Source organism: Streptomyces muensis (genome assembly GCF_021474425.1).
GTDB classification, from domain to species: Bacteria; Actinomycetota; Actinomycetes; order Streptomycetales; family Streptomycetaceae; genus Streptomyces; species Streptomyces muensis.
The window spans coordinates 1-14,174 of sequence record NZ_JAKEIP010000048.1 but is presented as its reverse complement, the minus strand read 5'-3'; the positions used below and the strand labels follow the sequence as shown (position 1 = coordinate 14,174).

The window sequence follows — 14,174 nt, the reverse complement described above, 5'->3', positions numbered from 1 at the left end:
GCAGCGAAGCGAAACGCCGACTCGCTTTGCGGCACCATCACGCAGGGAGTTACGACCGTGGCAAGTGGCAACGCGATCCGAGGAAGCCGGGTCGGGGCGGGGCCGATGGGCGAGGCCGAGCGCGGCGAGTCCGCGCCGCGTCTCCGCATCTCCTTCTGGTGCTCCAACGGGCACGAGACGCAGCCCAGCTTCGCCAGCGACGCGCAGGTTCCCGAGACCTGGGACTGCCCGCGCTGCGGCTTCCCCGCCGGACAGGACCGGGACAACCCGCCGGACCCGCCGCGCACCGAGCCCTACAAGACGCACCTGGCGTATGTACGGGAACGACGCAGTGACGCGGACGGCGAGGCGATCCTCGCCGAGGCACTCGCCAAACTGCGGGGCGAAATCTAGGAGTTGAGGACCGGCCGGGCATCCATGGGTGTCCGGCCGGACCTGTAAGACACACCGGCCCACCGCCGGCGGACTCCCGCTCCGAGGCCGATTGTCAGTGGCGCCCTCTACGGTTTGTGTATCGATCTTCCGCATCGATGGACCGAGGGGGAGTTGTGACGACGGCTGGGACGGTGGGGGTGCGTGCGCCCGCGTGGCGCGGCGGTTTCGGACGGCTGTGGAGCGCCGCCGTGCTCTCCAGCTTCGGTGACTCCCTGCGTACGGCAGCCCTGCCGCTCCTCGCCGTGACGCTGACGGACCGGCCGCTGCTGATCGCCGCGGTCACCGCCTGTGGCTATCTGCCGTGGATCCTCTTCGGGCTGCTCGGCGGCGCCGTCGCCGACCGGGTGGACCAGCGCAGCGCGATGTGGACGGTGGACGCGTTACGGGCCCTGCTGGTCGGCGCGTTCGCGGTGGCCGTGGCGCTCGGACACGCCTCGATCGGGCTGCTCATCGCGCTGGCCTTCACACTGACCGCACTCCAGACACTGTTCGACAACGCGGCCACCTCCCTGCTCCCGGTCCTGGTGGACCGCGACGCCCTCGGCAGTGCGAACGCCCGCCTGATGACCGGGCAGCGCATCGCCGGCGGACTGGTCGGCGGGCCGGTCGTGCCGGTGCTGCTGGCAGCGGGAGCAGCCGTTCCCTTCGCTGCCGACGCCGGCACCTATGTGGTGGCGGCCGCGCTGGTGGCCTCGCTGCGGATCGAGACACCCGAGCGAAAGCCGGCCCCGGCGGGCAGCACCCTGCGCCGGGAGATCGCCGAGGGACTGCGCACCCTGTGGCACGACCGGGCCCTGCGCGGCCTGTGCGCCGCCACCGCCCTGTGCAACATCGGCATGGGAGCCCAGCTCGCCACCCTGGTCGTCCTGGTGACCGGTTGGCTCGACGCCGGCCCGGTGGGATATGCGGCGGCGGGTGCCGCGTTCACCGTCGGAGGGCTGGCCGGGGGAGTGCTGAACGGCAGGATCGTGAAGCGGCTGGGCGCCGTCCCGGCCGTGCTGATCGCCGGTGCGGTGCAGATCGCGGCACTCGTCGTCATGGGCACCGTGCGCAGCCTGGCCGTGCTGGTGGCCGCCCTGGCCGTCTTCGGGCTCATGGGCATGGTGTGGAACGTCAACACGACGACACTCATGCAGCAGCGCAGCCCCGCCGAGCTGCTCGGCAGAGTCGCCTCGGCCTTCCGGACGCTGGCCTTCGCCGGGGTGCCGCTCGGCGCCCTGCTGGGCGGAGCCGTCGCCACCGCCTGGGGACTCAACACCCCGCCCCTGCTCACAGCGGCCTTCTTCGTGCTGGCCCTCGGCGCGCTGATACCTGTGCGCAAGCCGGACGTACCTGTTGTTGCGCCGGACGACGACGCCACGACGGCTCACGCCGCGCGCTGATCAATTAGGTTGGAACAGCTGGGACAGGCACGAAAGAAGGCTGAAGTCGGACATGAACGCAGACGGCCGTACCAGGCTCAACCAGACGCCCGAGTGGACCGCGCTGGCCAAGCATCGCGAGGAGCTCGGCGAAGTGCGGCTGCGGGAGCTGTTCGCCGCCGACCCGGGCCGCGGTGCGGGGTACACGCTGCAGGTCGGCGACCTGCACATCGACTACTCCAAGCACCTCGTCACCGACGAGACGCTGCGGCTGCTGCGCGAGCTGGCCGCCGCGACGGACGTGTTCGGACTGCGGGACGCCATGTTCCGCGGCGAGAAGATCAACACCACCGAGGACCGCGCCGTGCTGCACACCGCGCTGCGCGCACCGCGGGAGGCGGTGATCGAGGTCGACGGGGAGAACGTCGTCCCGGATGTGCACGCCGTGCTCGACAAGATGGCCGACTTCGCCGAGCGGGTCCGCTCCGGCGCCTGGACCGGCCACACCGGCAGGCGCATCAAGAACGTCGTCAACATCGGCATCGGCGGCTCCGACCTCGGCCCGGCGATGGCCTACGAGGTGCTGCGCAGCTACACCGACCGCGGCCTCACCGTCCGCTTCGTGTCGAACGTCGACGGCGCCGACCTGCACGAGGCGACGCACGACCTGGACGCGGCGGAGACGCTGTTCATCATCGCCTCGAAGACCTTCACCACCATCGAGACGATCACCAACGCCACCTCGGCCCGCAACTGGCTCCTCACTCAGCTGGACGCCGGCCCGGAGGCCGTGGCCAAGCACTTCGTCGCGCTGTCGACGAACGCCGGGAAGGTCGCCGACTTCGGCATCGACACGGCCAACATGTTCGAGTTCTGGGACTGGGTCGGCGGACGCTACTCCTACGACTCGGCGATCGGCCTGTCCCTGATGATCGCCATCGGGCCGGACAACTTCCGGGAGATGCTCGACGGCTTCCGTATCGTCGACGAGCACTTCCGCACCGCGCCCGCCGAGTCCAATGTGCCGCTGCTGCTCGGCCTGTTGGGCATCTGGTACGGCAACTTCCACGACGCCCAGTCGCACGCGGTGCTGCCGTACAGCCACTACCTGTCGAAGTTCACGGCGTATCTGCAGCAGTTGGACATGGAGTCCAACGGCAAGTACGTCGGCCGGGACGGGCGGGAGGTCGACTGGCAGACCGGGCCGATCGTGTGGGGCACGCCGGGCACCAACGGGCAGCACGCGTACTACCAGCTGATCCACCAGGGCACCAAGCTGATCCCGGCGGACTTCATCGGCTTCGCCGAACCGGTCGCCGAGATGAGCGAGGAACTGGGGGCGCAGCACGACCTGTTGATGGCGAACTTCTTCGCCCAGACGCAGGCCTTGGCGTTCGGCAAGACGCCTGAGGAGGTGCGTGCCGAGGGGGTGCCGGAGGAGCTGGTGACCCACAAGACGTTCAAGGGCGACCACCCGACGACCACGATCCTCGCGCGTGAACTGACCCCGTCCGTGCTCGGTCAGCTGATCGCGCTGTACGAGCACAAGGTGTTCGTACAGGGCGCGGTGTGGAACATCGACTCCTTCGACCAGTGGGGCGTCGAGCTCGGCAAGGTCCTCGCCAAGCGGGTCGAGCCCGCGCTGACCGAGGGCGCGGACGTGCCGGGTCTCGACGCGTCGACGAAGGCCCTTGTCGCCAAGTACCGGGAGCTGCGCGGTCGGCGGTGACCGGTCCCTCCGGGGGTGGCGCGGGGTGCCTATGAGCTCGGTGCTTTCTGATGGACGGCGGCTGCGGGGATGGTGCGTGGTTGCTCGCGCTGTTCCCCGCGCCCCTTGGCTGCGGCGGCTGCGCCGCTGCAGCCACCCTCAGGCGACCGCGCTCAGCGTGTCCGCCAGTCGGCGTCGTGCCGCGCGGGATGCCGGGAGGGCGGCGAGCGCGGCGGCGCCGAGCACCGCCGCCGCACCGAGCAGCAGCAGGAGGGTGCCGGGTGGACCCTGGGCGATCCCGGCGCCGATGCCGCTCGATCTGCCCTGGGCGTCGATCAGCCAGTGCGCGAGGGGCACGCCGAGGGCCGTGGCGACGAGAGCCGCGGCCAGGGCGGTGCAGGCGGTGGACGTGACCGTGATCGCGGTGATCTGCCGTGGGGACAGGCCGATGGCCTTCAGGGCCAGCAGGTCACGTTCGCTCTCGCGGACGGTGCCGCCGATCGCGGTGAGCAGTTCGATGAGCCCGATGAGGGCCAGGACGACGATCAGGCCGACGACGACTCCGCGCAGGGGCGAGAGCCCGTCGGCCGGATTGGGTACGGCGTGGACGTCCAGGCTGCCGTGTCCGGCGGTGGCCAGCCGGTCGGCGACCCGGGCGGGGTCCGCGCCCGGGGTGAGCCGTAGCTCGTAGAGGGTGGGGCCGAGGCCGGGGTCGTTCTCGCGGAGGGTGTCGAGGGAGGTGGAGATGACCCGGCCGGCGTTCTCCGGTTCGATGCTGCGGCCCACGATGTGCAGGATCTGCGGCTGGTCGCCGACGGTCATCCGCACCCAGTCGCCGACCCGCACGTCCAGCAGCTCCAGCAGGCCCTGCCCGGCCACCGCCTCGTCGCGGCCCTCTGCCGGGCGGCCCTCGGCCAGGGCGTACGGGTAGGGGGCCGTGTGGGTGCCGAGGCCGCGCAGGGCGATCGTGGCCGTCTGGCCCGGGACCAGGGCGGCCACCTCGACGCCCGGGTAGGCGGCGGCGACCTGTGGGTCGCGTTCCAGAAGGGCGCGGGTGTCGCGTTCGGCGCGGTCGGAGTCGGCGTGGACGGTGAGAGCGGTCGGCAGGCCGATCTGCTCGGGCCGGCTGTCGAACCGCTCGATCGTGGTCCACGCGCCCATCGCCACCACGATCAGCAGCAGCGGCAGCGCGAGCCGGGCCACCGTCGCCAGGGACCGCGGGCGGCGGGTGAAGGCCCGGTGCCAGCCCAGTACGAGCGCGGGCGGCAGACGCAGCCCGAGCGCGCGCCGGGCCACACCGGTGAGCCGTCCGCCGAGCGGAGCCGACGGCCGCGGCACCGGTACCGGCGGCACCCGCCCCGCCCGCCACGCCGCGAGCCCGGTGGTCGCGCCGATGAACAGCACCGCCCCGACCGGCACCACGACCAGCGCAAGGGTGTGTCCGGGCAACCCCTGCCAGACCCCGACCGCGTCCCCGAGCCGTCCCGGAATGCGGCTGCCGAGGGCTTGGAGGAGAGAAGCGGCGGCCACCGCGCCCAGCAGGGCGTAGGCCAGGTGCTGCAGCAGGAAGACGCGGACCACCTGGCCCGGTGTGAAGCCGATCGCCTTCAGCACCGAGATGTCCCGCAGATGCCCGCGGATCCGGGTGCCGATCGCCCCGTGCACGGCGAGCCCGGCGGCGACCAGCGCGCCCAGCCCGAACAGGCCCAGCACCTGCCCGAGCAGCCGGTTGTCGCCCTGTGCCTCGGCGCGCCCCTGCTTCCAGGTGGAGACCTCGCTGACCGCGCCCGCGCCGAGCACGGTCACGGCGCGCTGGACGGCGTAGTCCGTGTCGTCGGGGTCGGTCAGCCGTAGCCCGATCACCTGCCCGCCCGGGTCGCGCACGGCGGACGGCTGAGCCCAGACGAGGCCCGGCTGCTCGCCCGGCCGGTAGCGCGGCTCGGCGCTGTCGGCGATGCCGAGCACGGTCAGGCTCCGGTCGGAGCCGGGCAGGGTGAGGGTGTCGCCGGGGGCGGCCAGCAGGGCGCGGGCCAGCCGGGTCTCCAGGACCACTCCGTCGGGGTTCGCGGGGTCCAGCCAGTGGCCGGAGGTGAGGAGCGGGCGGCCCACGGTGGGGCGTTCGGGAGTGCCGCGTAGCTCGACGGAGGCGCGGGTTCCGCGGGCGGCGAGAGTGGTGGAGGCGGTGGGGTAGGGGCCCGCGACGGACTCGACGACGCCGTCGAGCTGCGCAGCCAGCTTCCCGGTTTCGGCCGTGGAACCGGTGTGCAGCCAGACGTGCGCGCCGTGCGCCTGGGTGAAGACGCGCTGCCAGGGGTTGGTGGCGTAGCCGAAGAGGGCCGTGGCCAGGAGCAGGGAGACGACGATCCCGGCCGTGGCGAGCACCAGGAACAGCGCCTCGCCGCGGTGCGTGCGCAGATCGGAGTGCGCCCAGCGCAGGGTGGCTCGCATCTCAGTCCCGGAGCTCCAGCACACCGGATATCCCGGTGCGGCGCGGCGGCGTGCCCGCGTCCAGCTCGGCGTCGTCGGCGATCCGGCCGTCGAAGAAGCTGATCACCCGGTCCGCCGCGCTCGCCAGCCGTGCGTCATGCGTGACCAGCACGATCGTCTGGCCGCGCTGGTGGAAGCGGGACAGCAGCCGCATCACCTCGCGCGTGCCCTTGCTGTCCAGGCTGCCCGCGGGCTCGTCGGCCAGGAGCAGCGGCGGACGGTTGACCAGCGCCCGGGCCAGCGCCACCCGCTGCTGCTCGCCACCGGACAGCTCGCCCGGCATGCTCCGCTCCTTGCCCGTGAGACCCAGCTCGGCCAGCAGCTCCGTCCGCTCGGCACGCGCCCGCTTCGGCGGGACGCCGGCCAGCAGCGCGGGCAGCTCGACGTTGTCGGCGACGGACAGGTCGGAGACCAGGTTGAAGAACTGGAAGACGATCCCGATGCGCTTCCTGCGCTCCACCGCCCAGCGGGCCTCGCTCCAGCGGTCCGCGCACTCGCCGTCCAGCCAGATGCTCCCGCTGTCCGGGCGCTGCAGCCCGCCCAGCAGATGCAGCAGAGTCGACTTACCGGCACCGGACGGACCGGTGACGGCCACGAACTCGCCCTTCCGCACGGAAAGGTCCACACCCCGCACGGCATGCGCCGGAGCGCCCTCGCCGCGATGCGTCTTGACCAGGCCCTCGGAACGCAGCACGGGGCTCTCGGCGCCGACCTCGGCACTCTTCGCCCCGGCCTCGGCACTTTCTCGCGCCCCCGGCCCAGCGCTCCTCGCGTCCGCCTCGGCACCGGCGGCGCGCAGCCCAGGAGTGGAATCGTCGCTCACTCCAGCTCCTCCAGCTCTTCCTGGCACCGCTCCAGCCAGTCGAGATCGGCCTGGAGGTGCAGCATCGCGCCCTCGATCAGCAGATGCGCGATGCGGTTGTCCCGGTCCTCGGCGGCGGCCAGTTTCGACAGTTGACGCATGGTGTTCAGGTACTGGCGCCGCTGTTTGTTGATGAGGGCGATCTGGTCGGCGAGACCGGTCTGCGGGGCGACGGCCAGCTTCATGAAGAACTCGTCGCGCACCCGCGGCTCGTCCTCGGGCTCCTCGAACCAGGCGCGCAGCGCCTCACGCCCGGCGTCGGTGAGGTGGTAGACCTTCTTGTTGGGCCGGCTCGTCTGCTCGACGTCCTCGCCCTCTATCAGCCCCGATTTCTCGAGACGGCCGAGGGTCACATAGATCTGGCCGACGTTCGGCTGAGGGTACGCGGAGCCCAGCAGTTGCTCAAGGTCCTGCTTCAGCTCGTAGCCGTGCGCCGGGCCGCGCGCCAGCAGGGCCAGGAGGGGCAGCCGCACTCGACCTCTCCTCCTCGCATCCTGGGTAATGTGCCGCGAGCCCTAGTATCGCGCATACCTAACAGGTATACATGGCCTCTGACCCCGGACGAAGAAGTTCGGTGCCAGGTGTACAGGGAGGAACCTATGCGGTGGATCCATGCCGCCGGTAGGGGCCTTCTCGTCCTCGTTGTGATCCTGACCGGTTACGTCGCCGCCGGCGCACGTGCCGACGAGGGCCCCGCGAGCGGCAGGGGACCGATGACCCTCGCCACCGCCGGAGACCTCACGGGCTATCTCGGGTCCGTACTGGACGGCTGGAATCGCACCCACCCCGACGAGAAGGTCACCCTCGTCGAGCTGCCCGACTCCGCCGACGAGACACACGCGCAGATGACCACCGACCTGCGCGCCGGCGACCGCAGCCGCTTCGACATCCTGAACATCGACGTCAGCTGGACCTCGGAGTTCGCCGCGCAGGGCTGGATCCGTCCGCTGGCCCGCGACCGCTTCCCGCTGGACGCCTTCCTGCCGCCGGTCGTGGACACGGCGACCTACGACCGACAGCTCTACGCCGTCCCGTACGTCACCAACGCCGGCCTGCTCCTCTACCGCAAGGACGTCCTCGCCAAGGAGGGCCTCGACCCGCCGCGCACCTGGGCCGAGCTGGAGAAACAGGCCAAGACCATCGCGCCCAAGTACGGCCTCGACGGCTACGCGGGCCAGTTCCTGCCCTACGAGGGCCTCACCGTGAACGCCGCCGAGGCCGTCTACTCGGCGGGCGGCTCGATCCTCGGCGACGAGGGCGAGCGCGTCACCGTGAACTCGACGGCGGCCCGCGAGGGCATCGACTTCCTCGCCCGTGGCGTGCGCGAGGGCTGGATCCCGAAGCAGGCGCTGACGTACAAGGAGGAGGAGTCCAAGCAGGCCTTCCAGGACGGGCGTCTGCTGTTCCTCCGCAACTGGCCGTACGCCTATGTCGGCGCGTCGGCCAAGGGCTCGCCGGTGTCCGGGAAGATCGGCGCCGTGCCGCTGCCGGGTCCGGACGGACCGGGCAGGAGCGTGCTGGGCGGCTCCAACCTGGCCGTCAGTACCCACGCCCGGTATCCCGACTCGGCCGCCCGGCTCATCGCCTACCTGACCAGTGAGCGCGTCCAGCGCCAGGTCCTCACGCGCGGCGCGCTGCCGCCGGTACGGGCCGACCTGTACGAGGACCGTGAGCTCGTGCGCGCGTTCCCGTATCTGCCGACCCTGCGCGAGAGCGTGCGCACGGCCGCGCCGCGCCCCAAGAGCCCCCGCTACGACCAGGTGAGCCTGGTGGTGCAGGCGGTCGTGCACGACGCGATGACCGGGCACGAGACGCCCGCGGCAGCTGTGCGACGACTGGCGAGAGAGCTCGCCGCCGTCTCCTCTCGCTAGTTACTTGTTAAGTAACGCCGAGGTCTCTTCTCTGGTCGCTCTGGCCTGAAATAGGCGGATATAAAGCCCCGACTCCTCGGTAGCTTACGCCCAGTTCATTGACACCCTCCTGAAACCACTACTTAACATGCATGCATGCTGAGTAAGTACCACTGGTGGCGTGACGCGGTGATCTACCAGGTCTACGTCCGCAGCTTCCTCGACAGCACCGGCGACGGTGTCGGCGATCTCGCCGGGGTCCGGGCCGGGCTGCCGTACCTGAAGAAGCTGGGTGTCGACGGGATCTGGCTGAGCCCCTTCTATCCCTCGCCGCAGCACGACCACGGCTACGACGTCGCCGACTACTGCGACGTCGACCCGCTCTTCGGTGATCTCGCCGAGTTCGACCTGCTGGTCGCCGCGGCCAGGCGGCTCGGGATCAAGGTGCTGCTCGACATCGTCCCGAACCACTGCTCCAGCGAGCACCCGTGGTTCGAGGAGGCGCTGTCCGCCGAGCCCGGCAGCGCCGCCCGCGCCCGCTTCCACTTCGCCGACGGCCGGGGGGCCGCCGGCGAGGAGCCGCCCAACAACTGGCACTCCATGTTCGGCGGCCCGGCCTGGAGCCGGGTGACCGAGGCGGACGGGCGGGCCGGCCAGTGGTACCTGCACATGTTCGCGCCCGAGCAGCCCGACTGGAACTGGCGCAACCCCGAGATCGGCGCCGAGTTCGACCGCATTCTCCGGTTCTGGCTGGACCGGGGCATCGACGGCTTCCGTATCGACGTCGCCGCCGGCCTCTTCAAGCACCCGGAACTGCCCGACTCCGACGACCCGGAGGCCGACGCCCGCACCCGCGACTCGGTCAACCCGCTCGCCTGGAACCAGCCCGAGGTGCACGCCGTGTGGCGCAAGTGGCGCTCCATATGCGAGGAGTACACCGCCCGCGACGGCCGCGAGCGCCTCCTCGTCGGCGAGGTCTCCGTGCCGACCGCGCGCGAACACGCCCTGTACGTCCGCGACGACGAACTCCACCAGGCGTTCTTCTTCGACCTGCTCAGCGCCCCCTGGGAGGCCGACGCCTTCCGCAAGGTCATCACCGAGGCCATGCAGGACATCGCCGGCACCGGCTCGACGGTCACCTGGGTCCTCAACAACCACGACCAGGTCCGCACCGTCACCCGCTACGGCGAACCCGCGCCGGAGGGCAGCGGCCTGGGCACGGCCCGCGCCCGCGCCGCCGCGCTGCTGATGCTGGCGCTGCCCGGAGCCGCGTACATCTACCAGGGCGAGGAGCTGGGCCTGCCCGAGGTCGTCGACCTGCCCGACGACGTCCTCACCGACCCGATCTTCCACCGCACCGGCAGCAGGGCCCGCATCCGCGACGGCTGCCGGGTGCCGCTGCCGTGGTCCGGCCAGGCCTCCCCGTTCGGCTTCACCTCCGGCGCCGAGAGCGCCAAGCCGTGGCTGCCGCAGCCCGAGTACTTCGCCGAGTACGCCACCGACCGCGCCCTCGCCGACACCCGCTCCTTCTGGCACCTGTACCGCGACGGCCTCCAACTCCGCGACGCCCTGCCCCAGCTGGGCGAGGGCACGCTGCGCTGGCTGGACAGCCCGCCCGGCGTCCTGGCCTTCGTCCGCGGCGACGGCCTCGTCTGCGCCGTCAACTTCGGTACGGCACCCACCCCGGCGCCGGTCTCCGGCACCCCGCTGCTGTCCAGCGGCCCCTGCCCGGCCGGGGTGCTGCCCGGCTCCACCGCCGCGTGGTGGATCGGCGACGACGCCGACCTCTGAAGCCCCCCAGGAGCCCCGAGCTCCCGTCAACTCCCACCTCCCCGAAGGGACATCAACGATGATGCGACGACGTACCACCCTGCTCACCGGCTGCACCGCCCTCGTCCTGGCACTCGGCGCGACCGCCTGCGGCGGCGGACCGGTCTCGGCCGGTGGCGGTGACAAGGCGCTCAGCGGACAGACGGTCACCGTGGCCGGCGTGTGGACCGGCACCGAGCAGAAGAACTTCCAGAAGGTCCTGGACGCGTTCACCGAGAAGACCGGCGCCAAGACGACGTTCGTGTCCACCGGGGACAACGTCTCCACCGTCGTCGGCAGCAAGATCGAGGGCGGCAACGCCCCGGACGTGGTGATGGTCCCGCAGGTCGGCGTCCTCCAGCAGTTCGCGAAGAACGACTGGCTCAAGCCGCTGTCCAAGACCGCCCAGCAGTCTGTCGACGCCAACTTCGCCCCCGTGTGGAAGGACTACGGCAGCGTCGACGACACCCTCTACGGCCTCTACTTCAAGGCCGCCCACAAGTCGACCGTCTGGTACAGCCCCGACGCCCTCGCCCAGGCCGGCGTCGAGCCGCCGAAGTCGTACGACGACATGCTGAAGGCCGGACAGACGGTCTCCGACTCCGGCCTCGCCGCCTTCTCGGTCGCCGGACAGGACGGCTGGACCCTCACCGACTGGTTCGAGAACGTCTACCTCTCCCAGGCCGGACCCGAGAAGTACGACGCGCTCGCCGCGCACGAGCTGAAGTGGACCGACGCGTCCGTCGTCGAGGCGCTCACCACCCTCGGCAAGCTGTTCAAGGACAAGCAGCTGATCGCGGGCGGCCAGAAGGGCGCCCTGAACACCGACTTCCCGGGTTCGGTGGAGAAGGTGTTCGGGCCCAAGCCCGAGGCGGGCATGGTCTACGAGGGCGACTTCGTCGCGGGCGTCGCCAAGGACCAGTTCGGCAAGAAGATCGGCGAGGACGCGAACTTCTTCCCCTTCCCGGCCGTCGGCGGCGGCAAGGCGCCGGTCGTCAGCGGCGGCGACGCGGCCGTCGTGCTGAAGGACGGCAAGAACCAGAAGGCCGGCATGGCCCTGCTGGAGTACCTGGCGACACCCGAGGCCGCGGCCGTGTGGGCGGAGGCGGGCGGCTTCCTGTCCCCGAACAAGAACGTCGACCTCGCCTCGTACGGCGACGACGTGACCCGGGCGACCGCCAAGTCCCTTGTCGCGGCGGGTGCTTCCGACTCGGTCCGCTTCGACATGTCCGACCAGGCCCCGGCCGCGTTCGGCGGCACCAAGGGCGCGGGCGAGTGGAAGCTCCTCCAGGACTTCCTGCGCGACCCGTCCGACCCGAAGGGCACCGCGGCCAAGCTGGAGGCCGCGGCGGCCAAGGCGTACGAGGGCCAGGGCTGACCCGACATGACCGCCACTCTCCTGAAAGAGGCGAGCCGCGGGGCCGCCGTGAGCCCGGGCAGGGAACGTGCCCGGCGCTCGCGGCGGCGCGCGCGGATCATCGCCCTGCTCTTCGTCTTCCCCGCGCTGCTCCTGCTGGGCGCGCTGGTCGTGTATCCGGTGCTGTTCTCGATCGGCCGCAGCTTCTTCGACGCCTCCGGCACCCGTTTCGTGGGCGGCGAGAACTACGCCGAGATGTTCCGCGACCCGGCCACCCTCAAGGCCATCCGCAACACCACGATCTGGGTGGTGGTGGCCCCGGCCCTGCTGACCGGCCTCGGCCTGATCCTGGCCGTGCTGGTGGAGAAGATCCGCTGGGCCACCGCCTTCAAGCTGCTGCTGTTCATGCCGATGGCCGTGTCCTTCCTCGCCGCCGGCATCATCTTCCGCCTCGCCTACGACGAGGACCCGGACAAGGGCGTGCTCAACGCCGCCGTCGTCTCCGTGCACGACGCCTTCCAGGGCACCTCGACGTATCCGACGGCCCGGGCACGTGACGGGCAGGGGCTGGCGAAGGGAACGGACGGCTCGTACCGCACGAGCGCCACCGTCTCGCCGGGTGAGTCGGTCACGCTGGGACTGGTCGGCGTACTGCCCGACGACCTGCCCGGGGGCACCGAGCCGGCGTCCGCGGCCGCGGAGCGGAAGGCGAGCCCCGGCGAGCTGCGGGGCGTCGTGTACCTGGACTTCACGCCCGGTGGAGGAGGGAAGCAGGGCAAGGTGGACCGGCGGGAGAGCGGGCTGCCGGAGATGAAGGTCGAGGCGGTGCGGGCCGGGAAGGCGGTCGCGTCGACGACCACGGCGTCCGACGGTTCCTTCCGCTTCGAGGGGCTGGACGAGGGCGCGTACACGGTGAAGCTGCCGGCCTCGAACTTCGCCGCCCCCTACGAGGGCGTCTCCTGGCTCGGGCCCACGCTCGTGACACCGGCGATCATCGGGGCGTACCTGTGGATCTGGACCGGGTTCGCGATGGTCCTGATCGGCGCGGGGCTGGCGGCGCTGCCGAGGGACGCGCTGGAGGCGGCGCGGATGGACGGCGCCAACGAGTGGCAGATCTTCCGGCGGATCACGGTGCCGCTGCTGGCGCCCGTCCTCACGGTCGTCTTCGTCACCCTCGTGATCAACGTGATGAAGGTCTTCGACCTCGTCTACATCATCGCGCCCGGGCCGGTGCAGGAGGACGCGACCGTGCTCGCGACACAGATGTGGCTGGTGTCGTTCGGCGGCGGCAACAACCAGGGGCTCGGCAGCGCGCTGGGTGTGCTTCTGCTGCTGCTGGTGATCCCCGCCATGGTCTTCAACGTCCGCCGTTTCCGAGGGAGTCAGCGATGAACGCGGTCAGGCGCGGGCTGGGCAACGGGGTCGTCCAGGCGCTTCTCGTGGTGGTCGGGCTGGTGTGGCTGACGCCGCTCGCCGGGCTGTTCCTGTCGTCGCTGCGGTCCGCCGAGGACACGGCGACGGGTGGCTGGTGGACCGTGTTCACCAGTCCCGGGCAGCTGTCCTTCGACAACTACTCGGCACTGCTGGGGAACGCCGGGATCAGTCAGGCCTTCTGGAACACCGTGCTGATCTCGGTGCCGGCGACCGTGCTGGTCGTCGTCCTCGCGGCGCTCGCCGGGTACGCGTTCGCGTGGCTGGACTTTCCCGGGCGTGAGGCGATCTTCCTGGTCGTGGTGGCGTTGCTGGTGGTGCCCGTGCAGATCGGGCTGCTTCCTGTGGCCAAACTCTTCGGTCAGCTCGGGCTGTTCGGCACGATTCCCGGGGTTGTCCTCTTCCATGTGGCGTACGGGTTGCCGTTCGCGGTGTTCCTGTTGCGGAACTACTTTGCCGAGATGCCGAAGGAGATGCTGGAGGCGGCTCGGATGGACGGGGGGAGTGAGTGGCGGATCTTCACGCGGCTGGTGCTTCCGGTGGGGCGGCCCGCGATTGCCTCGCTGGCCATCTTCCAGTTCCTTTGGGTGTGGAACGACATGCTGGTGGCGTTGCTGTTCGCCGACAGTGCGTCGCAGCCGTTGACCGTTGAACTCCAGTCGCAGATACGGCAGTTCGGCAGCAACATCGATGTGCTGGCGCCGGGGGCGTTCGTGTCGCTGGTGGTGCCGGTGGTCGTGTTCTTCGCGTTCCAGCGGCATTTTGTGCAGGGGATGATGGCGGGCTCGGTCAAGTAGAGGGTTACTCGCCCCCGCCGCCCCTACCCGTCCCATCCCCAGGGGCTCCGCCCCTTCGACCCCGGGCGTTGTTCTTC

The 14,174-nt window shown here is 70.9% G+C and carries 11 protein-coding genes; 8 read left to right on the top strand and 3 right to left on the bottom strand.

Going from position 1 to position 14,174, the window contains the following annotated elements; translation table 11 throughout:
- Window positions 1–57: 57 nt before the first annotated feature.
- The 3 genes from L0P92_RS14910 to pgi all read left to right on the top strand — a co-directional run bounded on the left by L0P92_RS14910 (window position 58) and on the right by pgi (window position 3,525).
- Window positions 58–393, top strand: coding sequence for an RNA polymerase-binding protein RbpA (locus L0P92_RS14910; protein ID WP_003976875.1), 336 nt, complete (start codon window positions 58–60; stop codon window positions 391–393).
- Window positions 394–530: 137 nt separating this feature from the next.
- Window positions 531–1,817 (top strand): MFS transporter, encoded by a 1,287-nt coding sequence (locus L0P92_RS14905; RefSeq protein ID WP_234763163.1) that lies wholly within the window; start codon window positions 531–533, stop codon window positions 1,815–1,817.
- A 52-nt stretch (window positions 1,818–1,869) separates the two neighbouring features.
- Window positions 1,870–3,525 (top strand): glucose-6-phosphate isomerase, encoded by a 1,656-nt coding sequence (gene pgi / locus L0P92_RS14900; protein WP_234763161.1) that lies wholly within the window; start codon window positions 1,870–1,872, stop codon window positions 3,523–3,525.
- Between the two features lie 138 nt (window positions 3,526–3,663).
- Here the strand turns inward: pgi and L0P92_RS14895 are convergent, their stop codons facing one another.
- The 3 genes from L0P92_RS14895 to L0P92_RS14885 form a co-directional block, all read right to left on the bottom strand.
- Window positions 3,664–5,952, bottom strand: coding sequence for an FtsX-like permease family protein (locus tag L0P92_RS14895; protein ID WP_234763160.1), 2,289 nt, complete (start codon window positions 5,950–5,952; stop codon window positions 3,664–3,666).
- Window position 5,953: 1 nt separating this feature from the next.
- Window positions 5,954–6,685 carry an ABC transporter ATP-binding protein gene (locus L0P92_RS14890; protein ID WP_234763200.1) on the bottom strand — a complete coding sequence of 244 codons (732 nt, stop codon included), beginning with the start codon at window positions 6,683–6,685 and terminating at the stop codon, window positions 5,954–5,956.
- Between the two features lie 125 nt (window positions 6,686–6,810).
- Window positions 6,811–7,326, bottom strand: a complete 516-nt coding sequence (locus tag L0P92_RS14885) for a PadR family transcriptional regulator (protein WP_234763158.1) — start codon at window positions 7,324–7,326, stop codon at window positions 6,811–6,813.
- A gap of 126 nt (window positions 7,327–7,452) precedes the next feature.
- Between L0P92_RS14885 and L0P92_RS14880 the strand changes: the two genes are divergently transcribed.
- From L0P92_RS14880 to L0P92_RS14860, 5 genes are all read left to right on the top strand, one after another.
- Window positions 7,453–8,724, top strand: coding sequence for an ABC transporter substrate-binding protein (locus L0P92_RS14880; RefSeq protein ID WP_234763157.1), 1,272 nt, complete (start codon window positions 7,453–7,455; stop codon window positions 8,722–8,724).
- A 135-nt stretch (window positions 8,725–8,859) separates the two neighbouring features.
- Window positions 8,860–10,494 (top strand): glycoside hydrolase family 13 protein, encoded by a 1,635-nt coding sequence (locus L0P92_RS14875; RefSeq protein ID WP_234763155.1) that lies wholly within the window; start codon window positions 8,860–8,862, stop codon window positions 10,492–10,494.
- 58 nt (window positions 10,495–10,552) lie between these two features.
- Window positions 10,553–11,890, top strand: a complete 1,338-nt coding sequence (locus L0P92_RS14870; protein ID WP_234763153.1) for an ABC transporter substrate-binding protein — start codon at window positions 10,553–10,555, stop codon at window positions 11,888–11,890.
- Between the two features lie 6 nt (window positions 11,891–11,896).
- Window positions 11,897–13,261: an ABC transporter permease gene (locus L0P92_RS14865; protein WP_234763146.1), complete on the top strand. Its 1,365-nt coding sequence runs from the start codon at window positions 11,897–11,899 to the stop codon at window positions 13,259–13,261.
- Window positions 13,258–14,097, top strand: coding sequence for a carbohydrate ABC transporter permease (locus L0P92_RS14860; RefSeq protein WP_234763145.1), 840 nt, complete (start codon window positions 13,258–13,260; stop codon window positions 14,095–14,097). The genes L0P92_RS14865 and L0P92_RS14860 overlap by 4 nt, the downstream gene beginning before the upstream one ends.
- Window positions 14,098–14,174: the final 77 nt, after the last annotated feature.

Excerpts from the sequence above, each read along its gene's own strand:
- L0P92_RS14895 (WP_234763160.1), bottom strand. The coding sequence starts at position 5,952 with ATGCGAGCCACCCTGCGCTGGGCGCACTCCGATCTGCGCACGCACCGC.
- L0P92_RS14865 (WP_234763146.1), top strand. The coding sequence starts at position 11,897 with ATGACCGCCACTCTCCTGAAAGAGGCGAGCCGCGGGGCCGCCGTGAGC.
- pgi (WP_234763161.1), top strand. The coding sequence starts at position 1,870 with ATGAACGCAGACGGCCGTACCAGGCTCAACCAGACGCCCGAGTGGACC.
- L0P92_RS14875 (WP_234763155.1), top strand. The coding sequence starts at position 8,860 with ATGCTGAGTAAGTACCACTGGTGGCGTGACGCGGTGATCTACCAGGTC.
- L0P92_RS14880 (WP_234763157.1), top strand. The coding sequence starts at position 7,453 with ATGCGGTGGATCCATGCCGCCGGTAGGGGCCTTCTCGTCCTCGTTGTG.
- L0P92_RS14870 (WP_234763153.1), top strand. The coding sequence starts at position 10,553 with ATGATGCGACGACGTACCACCCTGCTCACCGGCTGCACCGCCCTCGTC.
- L0P92_RS14905 (WP_234763163.1), top strand. The coding sequence starts at position 531 with ATGGACCGAGGGGGAGTTGTGACGACGGCTGGGACGGTGGGGGTGCGT.
- L0P92_RS14860 (WP_234763145.1), top strand. The coding sequence starts at position 13,258 with ATGAACGCGGTCAGGCGCGGGCTGGGCAACGGGGTCGTCCAGGCGCTT.